This window comes from Klebsiella sp. P1927 (assembly GCF_018204675.1).
Classification (GTDB): Bacteria; Pseudomonadota; Gammaproteobacteria; order Enterobacterales; family Enterobacteriaceae; genus Klebsiella; species Klebsiella pneumoniae.
The window spans coordinates 1,854,918-1,868,541 of the sequence record NZ_CP073377.1 but is presented as its reverse complement, the minus strand read 5'-3'; the positions used below and the strand labels follow the sequence as shown (position 1 = coordinate 1,868,541).

Annotated in this window: 11 protein-coding genes, 2 tRNA genes and 4 other RNA genes; 9 read left to right on the top strand and 8 right to left on the bottom strand. The window is 57.2% G+C overall.

The window, feature by feature from the left end; translation table 11 throughout:
• Positions 1–42 precede the first annotated feature (42 nt).
• Positions 43–945 (bottom strand): patatin-like phospholipase RssA, encoded by a 903-nt coding sequence (rssA, locus tag KB892_RS09435; RefSeq protein ID WP_002910108.1) that lies wholly within the window; start codon positions 943–945, stop codon positions 43–45.
• Between the two features lie 112 nt (positions 946–1,057).
• On the opposite strand from rssA, the gene KB892_RS09430 reads away from it, so the two are divergent.
• The 8 genes from KB892_RS09430 to KB892_RS09395 all read left to right on the top strand — a co-directional run bounded on the left by KB892_RS09430 (position 1,058) and on the right by KB892_RS09395 (position 3,472).
• Positions 1,058–1,516: a YchJ family protein gene (locus tag KB892_RS09430; RefSeq protein ID WP_002910109.1), complete on the top strand. Its 459-nt coding sequence runs from the start codon at positions 1,058–1,060 to the stop codon at positions 1,514–1,516.
• A 42-nt stretch (positions 1,517–1,558) separates the two neighbouring features.
• The gene (gene purU, locus KB892_RS09425) at positions 1,559–2,401 is read left to right on the top strand and encodes a formyltetrahydrofolate deformylase (protein WP_004151854.1); all 843 of its coding nucleotides are present in this window, start codon (positions 1,559–1,561) and stop codon (positions 2,399–2,401) included.
• 159 nt (positions 2,402–2,560) lie between these two features.
• A tRNA-Tyr gene (locus KB892_RS09420) sits at positions 2,561–2,645 on the top strand.
• 43 nt (positions 2,646–2,688) lie between these two features.
• Positions 2,689–2,821: non-coding RNA, RtT sRNA (locus KB892_RS09415), on the top strand.
• A 39-nt stretch (positions 2,822–2,860) separates the two neighbouring features.
• Positions 2,861–2,945 (top strand) — tRNA-Tyr (locus KB892_RS09410).
• 44 nt (positions 2,946–2,989) lie between these two features.
• Positions 2,990–3,122, top strand: a non-coding RNA gene (locus KB892_RS09405) — RtT sRNA.
• A 44-nt stretch (positions 3,123–3,166) separates the two neighbouring features.
• Positions 3,167–3,298: non-coding RNA, RtT sRNA (locus KB892_RS09400), on the top strand.
• A gap of 43 nt (positions 3,299–3,341) precedes the next feature.
• A non-coding RNA gene (locus KB892_RS09395) (RtT sRNA) lies at positions 3,342–3,472 on the top strand.
• 114 nt (positions 3,473–3,586) lie between these two features.
• Here KB892_RS09395 and KB892_RS09390 read toward each other — a convergent pair.
• Entirely contained in the window at positions 3,587–4,030 is a 444-nt protein-coding gene (locus KB892_RS09390; protein ID WP_004152249.1) for an Lrp/AsnC family transcriptional regulator, read from the bottom strand.
• A gap of 107 nt (positions 4,031–4,137) precedes the next feature.
• Here KB892_RS09390 and KB892_RS09385 point away from each other — a divergent pair, with 107 nt between their 5' ends.
• Positions 4,138–5,034: a DMT family transporter gene (locus KB892_RS09385; RefSeq protein ID WP_004180381.1), complete on the top strand. Its 897-nt coding sequence runs from the start codon at positions 4,138–4,140 to the stop codon at positions 5,032–5,034.
• Here KB892_RS09385 and narI read toward each other — a convergent pair.
• The 6 genes from narI to KB892_RS09355 form a co-directional block, all read right to left on the bottom strand.
• Positions 5,031–5,708 (bottom strand): respiratory nitrate reductase subunit gamma, encoded by a 678-nt coding sequence (narI, locus tag KB892_RS09380; protein ID WP_002910189.1) that lies wholly within the window; start codon positions 5,706–5,708, stop codon positions 5,031–5,033. The two genes, KB892_RS09385 and narI, sit on opposite strands and share 4 nt — an antisense overlap.
• Positions 5,708–6,418 (bottom strand): nitrate reductase molybdenum cofactor assembly chaperone, encoded by a 711-nt coding sequence (gene narJ, locus KB892_RS09375; protein WP_002910191.1) that lies wholly within the window; start codon positions 6,416–6,418, stop codon positions 5,708–5,710. Before narJ ends, narI begins: the two co-directional genes overlap by 1 nt.
• Positions 6,415–7,950, bottom strand: coding sequence for a nitrate reductase subunit beta (gene narH, locus KB892_RS09370; RefSeq protein WP_002910193.1), 1,536 nt, complete (start codon positions 7,948–7,950; stop codon positions 6,415–6,417). The genes narJ and narH overlap by 4 nt, the downstream gene beginning before the upstream one ends.
• On the bottom strand, positions 7,947–11,690 hold the full coding sequence (locus tag KB892_RS09365; RefSeq protein WP_004180382.1) for a nitrate reductase subunit alpha: 3,744 nt from the start codon (positions 11,688–11,690) through the stop codon (positions 7,947–7,949). Before KB892_RS09365 ends, narH begins: the two co-directional genes overlap by 4 nt.
• Positions 11,691–11,856: 166 nt before the next feature.
• Positions 11,857–11,970 carry a hypothetical protein gene (locus tag KB892_RS09360; RefSeq protein ID WP_004218943.1) on the bottom strand — a complete coding sequence of 38 codons (114 nt, stop codon included), beginning with the start codon at positions 11,968–11,970 and terminating at the stop codon, positions 11,857–11,859.
• A 125-nt stretch (positions 11,971–12,095) separates the two neighbouring features.
• Entirely contained in the window at positions 12,096–13,484 is a 1,389-nt protein-coding gene (locus KB892_RS09355) for a NarK family nitrate/nitrite MFS transporter (protein ID WP_004175568.1), read from the bottom strand.
• Between the last annotated feature and the right edge of the window lie 140 nt (positions 13,485–13,624).

Genomic DNA, 13,624 nt, shown 5'->3' with positions numbered 1-13,624 from the left:
ACTATCGCCTGTCAGAATTTGCTTAAGTCAGTAACTCGTACGTCAAACGGCTGTACGCACTAAGGGTAATAATTCATCCATTTTCTTTTCTACCGCCAGTTGCCCCGCGGCAATCGCCTCTCCGGCGCGATGAAAATCAAGCGTCGAAACTTGCGGACAGTATGGCTGCAACAGGATATCCGGCGGGTCACCCGCCATACGATTGCGTTTAAGACGGTTTTCCAGTACCTGGATAGAGGTGGTCATGATCTCCATCGCCGTCGGCGTCACGGCCGTACGGCGGGAACTCATTCGCGTCAAGCGAGCGCGCAGACGAGTATGCCATGGCCCCTCCTTCTCTTCCGCTTCCTGCCGCGGCGTTTCAAGGGAGAACAAATCCTGCTGCATAAGATGGGCATCATGTTGCAGGTCGACGGCAATCACAATATCCGCTCCCATTGCCCGGGTGAGCGACACAGGAACCGGATTGACCACCGCGCCATCGACCAGCCAGTAACCATTATGCCTTACTGGCGACATTAACCCCGGCATACTACAGGAGGCGCGAATGGCTAAATGTAGATCGCCTTCGGTAAACCACAGCTCCCTACCGGTGCTTAAATTGGTGGCAACAGCAGCAAACCGGCGCTCGCAGCGTTCAATCTCGGTGACGGGCATAATGCGGCGGTAATGATTGAATACCTTTTCCCCCCGCAGCAGTCCCCCCCGGCGCCAGGAGAGATCCATCAGCTTCAGGACATCCCAGTTGCTGAATGAGCAGACCCATGATTCGAGTGCCGGGAGTCGGTTACAGGCATACGCCGCCCCTACCAGCGAACCGATAGAACAACCGGCTACGATATCAATCTCAATACCGGCCCGCTGGAGGGCGTTGATGACGCCAATGTGCGACCATCCGCGAGCGGCTCCCGCACCTAGCGCCAGACCAATTTTAAGCTTTCTCATTAGTACTAATAACTATCCTTCCACTCTGAGCGTGGCAACATTGTCACGGCTCAGTTAACATAATGCCCTTTGGCGTAGAAGCGCCGTTACTCTTTCTTCCATGGAGGCAGTTTTGTCGCAATTATGCCCCTGTGGCAGCGCACTGGAGTATAGCTCATGTTGCCAGCGATATCTGTCCGGCGCTGAGCTTGCGCCGGGCCCGTCACAGCTTATGCGCTCCCGTTATAGCGCGTTCGTCATGAAAGACGCTGACTATCTAATCAAAACCTGGCACCCGTCCTGTCAGGCGCAGCAATTTCGCGCCGAGCTGGAGAAAGGGTTTTCCCAGACCGAATGGCTGGGCTTAACCCTGTTCGCCAGTGATGAGGGGCGAGCTCCAAATGAAGGTTTTGTCAGCTTTGTCGCCCGCTTTAATGACAATAACCGCCCTGGCGCCATTATTGAACGTTCCAGATTCTTAAAAGAAAATGGACAGTGGTACTATATCGACGGGACACGACCGCTGATTGGCCGTAACGACCCCTGCCCCTGCGGCTCAGGTAAAAAATTTAAAAAATGCTGCGGCCAGTAACGCTGGCGCAGCGCTTGCAAACATTACAGGATTTTCCTCGCGATGCATTCATTACAACGTAAAGTACTACGCACTATTTGCCCTGATCAGAAAGGCCTCATCGCGCGTATCACCAATATCTGCTACAAGCATGAACTCAACATTGTGCAGAACAATGAGTTTGTTGACCACCGTACCGGTCGTTTCTTTATGCGCACCGAACTGGAAGGCATTTTTAACGACGCTACTCTGCTGGCCGATCTCGACAGCGCCCTGCCTGAAGGCTCCATCCGCGAACTAAATCCGGCAGGCCGTCGCCGGGTGGTGATTCTGGTGACGAAAGAGGCGCACTGTCTGGGCGATCTGCTGATGAAAGCCAACTACGGCGGGCTGGATGTCGATATTGCCGCGGTTATCGGCAACCATGACACCCTGCGCTCGTTGGTGGAGCGCTTTGGTATTCCGTTTGAGCTGGTCAGCCATGAAGGACTGAGCCGCGAAGAACACGATCAGCGGATGGGCGATGCTATCGCCGCCCACGAACCGGATTACGTGGTGCTGGCCAAGTATATGCGCGTCCTGACGCCAGAGTTTGTCGCCCGCTTCCCGAACAAAATCATCAATATCCACCATTCGTTTTTGCCGGCGTTTATCGGCGCCCGTCCCTATCATCAGGCCTATGAGCGCGGCGTGAAAATCATTGGCGCTACCGCCCACTACGTGAATGACAATCTGGATGAAGGCCCGATCATCATGCAGGACGTGATTCACGTCGATCATACTTATACCGCAGAAGATATGATGCGCGCTGGGCGCGATGTTGAAAAAAACGTCTTGAGCCGGGCGCTGTATCAGGTACTGGCGCAGCGCGTCTTCGTTTACGGTAACCGGACGATTATTCTTTAATCGACTGAGAAATGAATTGGTTAGCTTTACGGCGTTACGTGTAAAAATCAGGCAACCAGTTTATTTTTGTCAAACGAATGCTTTACAGGGGCGCATCATTTGGTATGATGCGCCCCGCTTCCCGAGAAGGAAGCAGGCCAGTACCAAGCATTACCCCGTGGTGGGGTTCCCGAGCGGCCAAAGGGAGCAGACTGTAAATCTGCCGTCATCGACTTCGAAGGTTCGAATCCTTCCCCCACCACCATTATTCACTACAGTGATATGGTTTCCCCGACAAGCGTAAACGATGTTTGCACTTAGCGGGAAGGGTAAGAACCTTCGACTAAGGTTCGACTCGAGCGCCAGCGAGAGAACGTTGCCACAGGCAACGGCCCGAAGGGCGAGGAGAGATAGCGACGAGTTATCCTTCCCCCACCACCATTCATTTTGCTGAATAGCCTACAATGTGATTTTACCCCTGGTGGGGTTCCCGAGCGGCCAAAGGGAGCAGACTGTAAATCTGCCGTCATCGACTTCGAAGGTTCGAATCCTTCCCCCACCACCATCTTCTTAAAAAACACCTCAATCCAATTACTCTACGATATTCTATATTCTGCCCCATGGGGAAGGATGAGAAGCTTCGACTAAGGTTCGACTCGAGCGCCAGCGAGAGAACGTTGCCACAGGCAACGGCCCGAAGGGCGAGGCGCTTTAGCGCCGAGTAATCCTTCCCCCACCACCATCTTCTTAAAAAACACCTCAATCCAATTACTCTACGATATTCTATATTCTGCCCCATGGGGAAGGATGAGAAGCTTCGACTAAGGTTCGACTCGAGCGAAGCGAGAGAACGTTGCCGCAGGCAACGGCCCGAAGGGCGAGGCGCTTTAGCGCCGAGTAATCCTTCCCCCACCACCATCTCTTCATGTATTGCCCAGCTTATTCCACCTGCGATACGCTATATTCTGCCCCACGGGGAAGGATGAGAAGCTTCGACTAAGGTTCGACTCGAGCGAAGCGAGAGAACGTTGCCGCTGGCAATGGCCCGAAGGCGAGGCGCTTTAGCGCCGAGTAATCCTTCCCCCACCACTGTTGTACTCTCAGCGACCGGTCCTGCTGTCTCATCGCTCGCGCTTCGCTTAGCGAGGCTACAAGTGGTGCCGTCTGGTAGCCCGGACAGGTGCGCAGCACCGCCTCCGGAAAAACTCACAGCGGTGGCAACCGCCTTTTTACCGGCGAGCTTTTCACCACCGAGGTGTTACACTGCGCATACTCCGCCAGACCGTCCAGCAGGGTATCCAGCTGGGCAATATCGCGCACCACGAGACGCATCACAAAACAATCTTCCCCGGTCACCTTGTCACTTTCAATACATTCCGGCATCGCCTGGATATATTTATCCACCTTCTGCAGCAGCCCAGGCAGCGGACGGACCCGCACCAGCGCCTGCAGGCTATAGCCCAGCGCGGCGAGATTTACCCGCGCCCCATAGCCCTGAATGACACCCCGCTCCTCCAGGCGCTTCACCCGCTCGGCGGTGCTCGGCGAGGTCAGCCCCACCCGCGCGCTCAGGACCTTGAGCGAAACTCTGGCATCCTGAGTCAGGCAGGTGAGGATCGCCCGGTCAATTTCATCAAGTACGTCATTCATATATTTCACCTAATTATAAAAGGCATTTTCCCCCTTCTACCTTAATTCAGCCATATCACCCTGTCAGGGTTTTTCGCACAATAACTAAAAAATGGTGGAGGTGAAAAATGCAACTTACCCGCGGCGTCTGGCAGATGAGCCTGGCAATGATAATCTCCGGCTCGATCGGCGCGTTCGTGCTGCTCTCTGGTTTGCCGGTGACTGATGTGGTGTTCTGGCGCTGCCTGATTGGCGCGCTAACCCTGCTGGTGTTTATCGTGTTAAGCCGCCAGCCCTTCAGCCGGCTAACGCGTTTCACTCTCGCTCTGGCGGTGATTGGCGGCGCGGCGCTGGTCGTCAACTGGCTGCTGCTGTTTGCCGCCTATTCGCGGATCTCAATCGGTATGGCCACCGTGGTCTATAACACCCAGCCGTTTATGCTGGTACTGATGGGGATGGTGCTGGGGGAACGGGTCAGCGCCGTGAAATGGGGATGGTTACTGCTGGCCTTTGGCGGCGTAGTGATCCTGCTGTCGAGCGAGCTGACGCCTGCACACGAAGAGGGGCTTACCACCGGCGTGTTGCTGGCGCTGGGCGCGGCATTCTTCTATGCCCTGACCGCCATCATCGCGCGCAAACTGCATCCGCTCCCCGCGCAGCATATCGCCTTCATTCAGGTTCTCGTCGGCGTCGTGATGCTGCTGCCGCTGGTGCATGCCCCAGAATTGACGGCCAGCTTCCCCTGGCGCTATCTGCTGATCCTCGGCATCGTCCATACCGGGATCATGTATCAGCTTTTATATAGCGCGATACAGAAACTGCCGACGCCCGTTACCGGTTCGCTCTCCTTTATTTATCCGCTGGTGGCGATGGTGGTTGACTATCTGGTCTTCCACCATGCGTTATCCGCGGTGCAATTGCTCGGTGGGATGCTTATTCTGTTTGCCGCCGCAGGGAATAATCTCGGCTGGGGCGAAAAAAAACCCCGCCGCGGCGGGGTCAGTGAGCAGTCGCGGGCCAGTTAGCGACGGGCGCGGACAATCTGGTATTTGCGCGTCAGGTATTCGACCGGCGCGCTCCAGATATGAACCAGACGGGAGAACGGGAACAGCAGGAACAGGGTCATGCCCAGCACCAGGTGAACGCGGAAAATAAACGCCACGCCATCCAGATGCTGTGACGCGCCGCCGTGGAACGTCACCACCGACTGCGCCCAGCCGACCAGTTTCATCATTTCACTGCCGTCCATATGCTGAGCGGAGAACGGGATCGTCAGCAGGCCGAGCGCACACTGCACCATCAGCAACGAGAGGATCAGAATATCCGCTCCGGTGGTGGTGGCGCGAACGCGCGGGCTCAGCAGACGACGCTTGAGCAGCAGTAACCCGCCCACCAGGGTCATCACGCCGCAGGCGCCGCCGGCGATCATCGCCATCTTCTGCTTGACGTCGATCGGCAGGAAGGACTCATACATCCAGTGCGGGGTCAGCATGCCGAGGAAGTGGCCGGCGAAAATACCCAGGATGCCGATATGGAACAGGTTCGACGCCAGGTTCATCCCCTTACGGTCCAGCATCTGGCTGGAGGCGGCGCGCCAGGTGTACTGGCCATAGTCATAGCGCAACCAGCTGCCAATCAGGAACACCGAACCCGCAATGTACGGATAAATGTCAAAGAAGAACATATTCAGGAAGTGCATTATTGCTGTCCTCCGTTAGAGATATTCAGATATTGCGGGGCCACGGCTCCGGCAAAACGACGCTGGTGAGCGGAAATTTCCGACTCGCCGCAGCCCTGGTCGGCAAAGAATTTGACCTGTTCTTCTTCCCAGACGGCGTCCAGCGCCTGCGGCGTATCGTCGCGCGCTTCGTCGGCAATCTTCTCCGCCACCTTCTGGCTGTCGACCTGCGTATTGGCCAGCTTCAGCAATAGCTCGAACAGCACCGCATAGCGACTTTCGCGCTGCTGCAGGCGCGCGCTGAGCAGACCGAGGATCGGCGCGACGTCCCGCAGGCCGCCAAGCGCTTCCTCTTCCGGCAGCTGCGCCAGATACTCCAGATATAGCGGCAGATGATCCGGCAGCTCATGGCTATCCAGCAGCAGACCGTGGCGCTCGTACTGCGCCATCAGGTCGACCATCGCCTGCCCGCGGTCGCGGGATTCGCCGTGGACATGTTCAAACAGCAGCAGCGAGGTGGCCCGGCCGCGGTCAAACAGTTCGCTATAGGCCGCCTGGGCATCCAGCGGATCCTGAGCCACTAAATCGCGCAGGAAAACGCCCAGCGCGTGGGCATCCTCTTTGCTGAGTTTCTCTGATGACGCGAGCGCCTCGAACATCTCCTGCTGATGCTGCCATAAGGCAGCGTCAGGATATTCGAGCAGACGCGATACAATCACGAGTTCAATCATGCGTGCGGCTCCGTTTTGCTGGTCACGTCGATGGCGTCGATGCGACGGCTGTTGAACAGGTTGAACTGACTGTCAGAGCCGTGGCAGCCATCGCCAAAGCTAAAGCCGCAGCCGTTTTTCTCCGGAAACGCTTCTCGCGCCTGTTCACGATGGCTGCTCGGCACCACGAAACGATCTTCGTAGTTGGCGATCGCCAGATAGCGATACATTTCCTGGGCCTGCGCTTCGCTCAGCCCCACCTCTTCCAGCGCGCGGGTATCGACGACGCCGTCAACGGTTTCCGCACGCTTATAGTGGCGCATCGCCAGCATTCGTTTCAGCGCCAGCAGTACCGGCTGGGTATCGCCCGCGGTCAGCAGGTTCGCCAGATATTGCACCGGAATACGCAGGCTTTCCACGTCCGGCAGGATCCCGTTGCTACCCAGTTCACCCGCATCGGCGGCGGACTGAATCGGCGACAGCGGCGGCACGTACCAGACCATTGGCAAGGTGCGATATTCCGGGTGCAGCGGCAGGGCCAGCTTCCAGTCCATCGCCATTTTGTAAACCGGCGACTGCTGCGCAGCTTCAATGACCCCCTGCGGTACGCCATCTTTCAGCGCCTGCTCGATCACTTTCGGATCGTTGGGATCGAGGAACACGTCCAGCTGACGCTGATACAGATCTTTCTCGTTCTCGGTGCTGGCGGCGTTTTCAATCGCGTCCGCGTCGTATAGCAGGACGCCGAGATAGCGGATACGGCCCACGCAGGTTTCGGAGCACACCGTCGGCATCCCGGATTCAATACGCGGGTAGCAGAAGATGCATTTCTCGGATTTCCCGCTCTTCCAGTTGAAATAGATCTTCTTGTACGGACAGCCGGTGATACACATCCGCCAGCCGCGGCACTTGTCCTGGTCGATCAGTACAATGCCGTCTTCTTCACGCTTATAGATGGCGCCGCTCGGGCAGGTCGCGACGCAGGCCGGGTTCAGGCAGTGCTCGCACAGGCGCGGCAGATACATCATGAAGGTGTTTTCGAACTGGCCGTACATCGCCTTCTGCATGTTGTCGAAGTTCTGATCTTTGGCGCGTTTTTCAAACTCGCCGCCGAGGATCTCTTCCCAGTTCGGACCGCTGGTGATCTTGTCCATCCGCTGACCGGTGATCAGCGAGCGCGGACGGGCGATCGGCTGATGTTTGCTCTCCGGCGCGTTATGCAGATTCTGGTAGTCATAATCAAACGGCTCGTAGTAATCATCGATGCCCGGCAGATGCGGGTTGGCGAAGATTTTTCCCAACAGCATCGCGCGATTGCCCATGCGCGGCTGCAGTTTACCGTTGATTTTGCGGATCCAGCCGCCCTTCCATTTTTCCTGGTTTTCCCAGTCGTTCGGGAAACCGACGCCCGGCTTACTTTCCACGTTGTTGAACCAGGCGTATTCCATCCCTTCCCGGCTGGTCCAGACGTTTTTACAGGTCACCGAGCAGGTGTGGCAGCCGATGCACTTATCGAGATTCAGCACCATGCCGACTTGTGAACGAATTTTCATTTTACGCTCTCCTGTACCTGGTCGTTGCCTTCGCCGTCTAACCAGTTAATGTTCTTCATCTTACGTACCACCACAAACTCATCGCGGTTGGAGCCGACGGTGCCGTAGTAGTTAAAGCCATAGGCCAGGTGGCCGTAGCCGCCGATCATGTGGGTCGGTTTCGGCGTAATACGGGTGACGGAGTTATGGATCCCCCCGCGCTGACCGGTGATTTCAGAGCCCGGCAGGTTCACGATACGTTCCTGCGCGTGATACATCATGGTCATCCCGGCTGGAACGCGCTGACTCACCACCGCACGCGCCGTCAGGGCGCCGTTGGCGTTGAACACTTCGATCCAGTCGTTATCTTCGATACCCAGATCTTTCGCATCCGCTTCGCTCATCCAGACAATCGGCCCACCGCGCGACAGGGTCAGCATCAGCAGGTTATCGCTGTAGGTCGAGTGGATACCCCATTTCTGGTGCGGGGTCAGGAAGTTCAGCGCCTTTTCCGGGTTGCCGTTGGACTTCTCGCCCATCACCGCTTTCACCGAACGGGTGTCGATCGGCGGCCGATAGACCAGCAGGCTTTCGCCGAAGTCGCGCATCCACTGGTGATCCTGATACAGCGACTGACGTCCGGTCAGCGTGCGCCACGGGATCAGCTCGTGAACGTTGGTGTAACCGGCGTTATAGGAGACATGCTCATCTTCCAGGCCAGACCAGGTCGGGCTGGAGATAATCTTCCGCGGCTGCGCCTGAATATCGCGGAAGCGGATCTTCTCGTCTTCTTTGTTCAGCGCCAGATGCGTATGCTCGCGACCGGTGATCTCGCTCAGCGCTTGCCACGCTTTCACCGCCACCTGACCGTTGGTTTCCGGGGCCAGGGTGAGGATCATTTCCGCGGCGTCGATGGCCGTTTCCAGCTTCGGCTGGCCTTTCGCCGGGCCTTCCGCCTTGGTGTAGTTGAGCTTACGCAGCAGATCCATCTCGCTCTGGGTGTTCCAGGCGATGCCTTTCCCGCCGTTGCCGATGGTTTCCAGCAGCGGGCCGATCGAGGTGAAACGCTCGTAGGTCGCCGGGTAATCACGCTCAACCGGAATAATATGCGGCGCGGTTTTCCCGGGGATGAGATCGCATTCGCCTTTTTTCCAGTCTTTGACATCCAGCGGCTGCGCCATTTCCGCGGCGGAGTCGTGCTGGATCGGCAGGGTCACCACGTCGGTTTCTTTACCGAGGTGGCCCACGCACACTTCAGAGAATTTCTTCGCGATACCTTTATAGATCTCCCAGTCGCTCTTCGATTCCCAGGCTGGATCAACGGCGGCCGACAGCGGGTGAATAAACGGATGCATATCCGAGGTATTCATGTCGTCTTTTTCGTACCAGGTGGCGGTCGGCAGCACGATGTCGGAGTAGAGACAGGTGCTCGACAGACGGAAATCGAGGGTCACCACCAGATCCAGTTTGCCGTCGAGGCCGTTATCCCGCCATTCGACTTCTTCCGGCTTCACGCCGCCCTGCTTGCCCAGGTCTTTGCCCTGAATGCCGTTCTCGGTACCCAGCAGGTACTTGAGCATGTATTCATGGCCTTTACCGGAGGAGCCCAGCAGGTTGGAACGCCAGATAAACAGGTTACGCGGGTGGTTTTTGCCATTTTCCGGCTGCTCGGCCGCAAAGCGAATCGAGCCCTCTTTCAGCGACTTCACGGTGTAATCCACCGGGGTCATGCCGGCTTTTTTCGCTTCGTCAGCGATACGCAGCGGGTTGACGCCAAGCTGCGGCGCCGACGGCAGCCAGCCCATCCGCTCTGCGCGCACGTTAAAGTCGATCAGGTGGCCGCTGTAACGGGATTTATCCGCCATCGGCGACAGCAGTTCCTGCGCGGTCACCGTTTCATAGCGCCACTGGCTGGAGTGGTTATAGAAGTACGAGGTACTATTCATGTGACGTGCCGGACGCTGCCAGTCAAGGGCGAACGCCAGCGGCTGCCAGCCGGTCTGCGGACGCAGTTTTTCCTGGCCCACATAGTGCGCCCAACCGCCGCCGCTCTGACCGACGCAGCCGCAGAAGATCAGCATATTGATCAGGCCGCGGTAGTTCATGTCGAGGTGGAACCAGTGGTTGAGGCCCGCCCCGACGATAATCATCGAACGACCGTGAGTTTTATCGGCGTTATCGGCAAATTCACGGGCGGTACGGATGATATGCGCGCGGGAGACGCCGGTGATCTTCTCCGCCCACGCCGGGGTGTAGGCTTTCACTTCATCGTAGCCGGCGGCGCAGTTGTCATCGTTCAGACCGCGCTCCAGGCCGTAGTTAGCCATGGTCAGGTCATACACGGTGGTGACCAGGGCGGTAGAGCCGTCGGCCAGCTGCAGGCGTTTGGCCGGCAGTTTGTGCAGCAGAATGTTTTCCAGATCGACTTTGTTAAAGTGCTCAGACCCTTCGCCGCCGAAGTACGGGAAGCCGACGTTCGCCACTTCATCATGGCTGCCCAGCAGGCTCAGACGTAGCTCAATCTCTTCGCCAGTTTTACCGTCGCGCTGTTCGAGGTTCCATTTGCCTTTGTCGCCCCAGCGGAATCCGAGGGAACCGTTCGGTACGGTCATGTCGCCCTTCTCGTCAAAGGCGACGGTTTTCCATTCCGGATTATTCTCCTGACCAAGGGAATCCACGAGGTCGGATGCGCGCAGCGTACGGCCGGCGGCATAATAACCGTCGCGCTCCTCGAGCATCACCAGCATCGGCATGTCGGTATAGCGGCGCACATAGTCGGTGAAATACTGGCTCGGCTTATCGAGGTGGAATTCACGCAGCATCACATGGCCCATCGCCAGCGCCATCGCGGCATCGGTACCCTGCTTCGGCGCCAGCCACAGATCGCAGAGTTTGGCGATTTCGGCGTAGTCCGGAGTGATGGCTACGGTTTTGGTCCCTTTATAGCGGACTTCGGTAAAGAAGTGCGCATCCGGGGTGCGGGTCTGCGGCACGTTGGAGCCCCAGGCGATGATATAGCTGGAGTTATACCAGTCGGCGGATTCCGGCACATCGGTCTGCTCGCCCCAGGTCATCGGCGAAGCCGGCGGCAGGTCGCAGTACCAGTCGTAGAAGCTCAGGCAGGTGCCGCCGATCAGCGACAGATAACGGGCGCCGGACGCGTAGGAGACCATCGACATCGCCGGGATCGGCGAGAAGCCAGCCACGCGGTCCGGACCGTAGGTTTTGACGGTATAGACGTTGGAGGCGGCAATCAGCTCATTCACTTCCTGCCAGGAGGAACGTACAAAACCGCCGCGACCGCGGGCCTGTTTGAAGCTTTTAGCTTTGTCGGCGTCTTCGATAATCGACGCCCATGCCTCAACCGGATCGCTATGCTGAACTTTCGCTTCCCGCCACATCTTCATCAGGCGTTTACGCATCAGCGGGTATTTCAGGCGGTTAGCGCTGTACAGATACCAGGAGTAGCTGGCGCCGCGCGGGCAACCGCGTGGTTCGTGGTTCGGCAGGTCCGGGCGGGTGCGCGGATAGTCAGTCTGCTGCGTTTCCCAGGTCACCAGACCGTTTTTGACATAAATCTTCCAGCTGCATGAGCCGGTGCAGTTGACACCGTGAGTGGAACGCACAATTTTGTCATGCTGCCAACGTTGACGGTATCCATCCTCCCAGTCCCGGTTGGTGTTTAGAAGCTGGCCGTGCCCATCGGCAAAGGTTTCACCCTTCTGTTTGAAGTAGCGAAACCGGTCCAGGAATTTACTCATCGGGTTTCTCCTGATATGGAGCCTGACGGCTCTCTGATAAATCGACATTGCTGGATTTGCAGCGAAGGTAACGCTATGAAAGAGGGCGAGAATTGATAGCGATCAATCCGAACTGTCTTGTTACTGCGCAGCAAAACCTCGATTACCACCAAGGTGGTATAAGATGTTATTTTTTAACTTGTTGTTTTTTAATGGTTTTCACCTCAAAAAGCGGCGCCTCACCGGGATTTGTTAACAACGGAGGTATTAAGGGGTAGAGCCATTTCACTGGCAAGCCCACCTGTTCTGGCTCAGCGGTCGATGCGGACAATATTCTCCCATAGTATGTTGTAACTAATTGAGCGGTTAAAAAAGGCGCCTCCGTGGGGAGCGCGCCTTTTTATACGCCAACGTTACCGCGGCCGATTACTGACGCTTACGACCGTATACCGCCCAGGTGATCACCACGCAGGCAATATAGAACACGAGGAACACTTTCATCGCCCCGGCCGGCGAGCCGGTCAGATCCAGCGAGATACCGAACGCTTTCGGAATAAAGAAGCCGCCGATAGCGCCAATGGCGGAGATAAAGCCCAGCGCCGCCGCGGTATCGGTCGCCGCCTCGCGCATCGCCTGCGCTTCGCTGCCGCCCTGGGCCTTCACGCGGTCCATAGTCAGCTTACGGAAGATCACGGAGATCATCTGGAAGGTGGAGGCGCTCCCCAGCCCGGCGGTCAGGAACAGCACCATAAACACCGCGAAGAAGGCGATAAAGTTACCGCCCTGGCCGTTGGTCGGCAGGGTCAGGAACAGCAGCGCGCAGAAGACAGCCATCACCACAAAGTTGACCAGCGTTACGCGGGTCCCACCGAGGCGGTCGGAGATCGCCCCGCCCATCGAACGCGCCAGCGCGCCAATGAACGGGCCGAAGAAGGCGTAATGCAGGATCTGCACATCCGGGAACTGAGTTTTTGACAGCATCGCGAACCCGGCGGAAAAGCCGATAAAGGAGCCGAAGGTCGCGAGATAGAGCAGCGCCATAATCCACAGATGCAGGCGCTTAAGTACCGGCAACTGCTCGCTCAGCGACGCTTTCGAAGCCGACAGGTCGTTCATAAAGAACCACGCCGCCAGAGTGAAAATAATCAGGAAAGGTACCCAGATCCACGCGGCGTTTTCCAGATACAGCATCGAGCCGTCCGGTTGCTCGCTACCGTTACCGCCAAAAACGGCAAAGATAGAGATCGAGACCACCAGCGGCGCGACCAGCTGCATCACGCTGACGCCCATATTGCCAAGTCCGCCGTTAACGCCGAGCGCCCCGCCCTGCTTCGCTTTCGGGAAGAAGAAGCTGATGTTGGCCATACTGGAGGCAAAGTTGGCTCCGGCGAAGCCGCACAGCAGAGAGATAATCACGAAGATGCTAAACGGCGTAGAGGTATCCTGGACCGCGAAGCCCAGCCAGACGCATGGCACAATCATGATCCCGGTGCTGAACGCCGTCCAGCGACGGCCGCCGAACAGCGGCACCATAAAGGCGTAAGGCACGCGTAATAAGGCGCCTGACAGCGCCGGCAGCGCGGTCAGCATAAACAGCTGATCGGTTGTAAACTGAAAGCCTACTTTGTTGAGGTTAACGGCAACCGCGCTGAACAACATCCAAACGCAGAACGCCAGTAACAGACAGGGAACGGAGATCCATAAATTGCGGCTTGCCACACGATGGCCGCGCTGTTGCCAGAATTCAGGATCTTCAGGCCGCCAGTCGGTTATGACCGAGCGGTTAGCCTTCTCCGGGAGGGAAGATTGACTCATAGATACCTCTGATTATTCATATTTCCTGCCGCTACCTTAGGGGTTACCCGGGGCGGTAAGTTGATATAAATCAAAGGAAAAGCGCGAGCTAATTTGTGCAAAAATAAACCATGCCTCCAAGTGAGTAGAGAATGGTGGGG

Coding starts and splice junctions, on each gene's coding strand:
- KB892_RS09355 (WP_004175568.1), bottom strand. CDS start 13,484: ATGAGTCAATCTTCCCTCCCGGAGAAGGCTAACCGCTCGGTCATAACC.
- purU (WP_004151854.1), top strand. CDS start 1,559: ATGCATTCATTACAACGTAAAGTACTACGCACTATTTGCCCTGATCAG.
- rssA (WP_002910108.1), bottom strand. CDS start 945: ATGAGAAAGCTTAAAATTGGTCTGGCGCTAGGTGCGGGAGCCGCTCGC.
- KB892_RS09390 (WP_004152249.1), bottom strand. CDS start 4,030: ATGAATGACGTACTTGATGAAATTGACCGGGCGATCCTCACCTGCCTG.
- KB892_RS09365 (WP_004180382.1), bottom strand. CDS start 11,690: ATGAGTAAATTCCTGGACCGGTTTCGCTACTTCAAACAGAAGGGTGAA.
- narI (WP_002910189.1), bottom strand. CDS start 5,708: ATGCACTTCCTGAATATGTTCTTCTTTGACATTTATCCGTACATTGCG.
- KB892_RS09385 (WP_004180381.1), top strand. CDS start 4,138: ATGCAACTTACCCGCGGCGTCTGGCAGATGAGCCTGGCAATGATAATC.
- narJ (WP_002910191.1), bottom strand. CDS start 6,418: ATGATTGAACTCGTGATTGTATCGCGTCTGCTCGAATATCCTGACGCT.
- narH (WP_002910193.1), bottom strand. CDS start 7,950: ATGAAAATTCGTTCACAAGTCGGCATGGTGCTGAATCTCGATAAGTGC.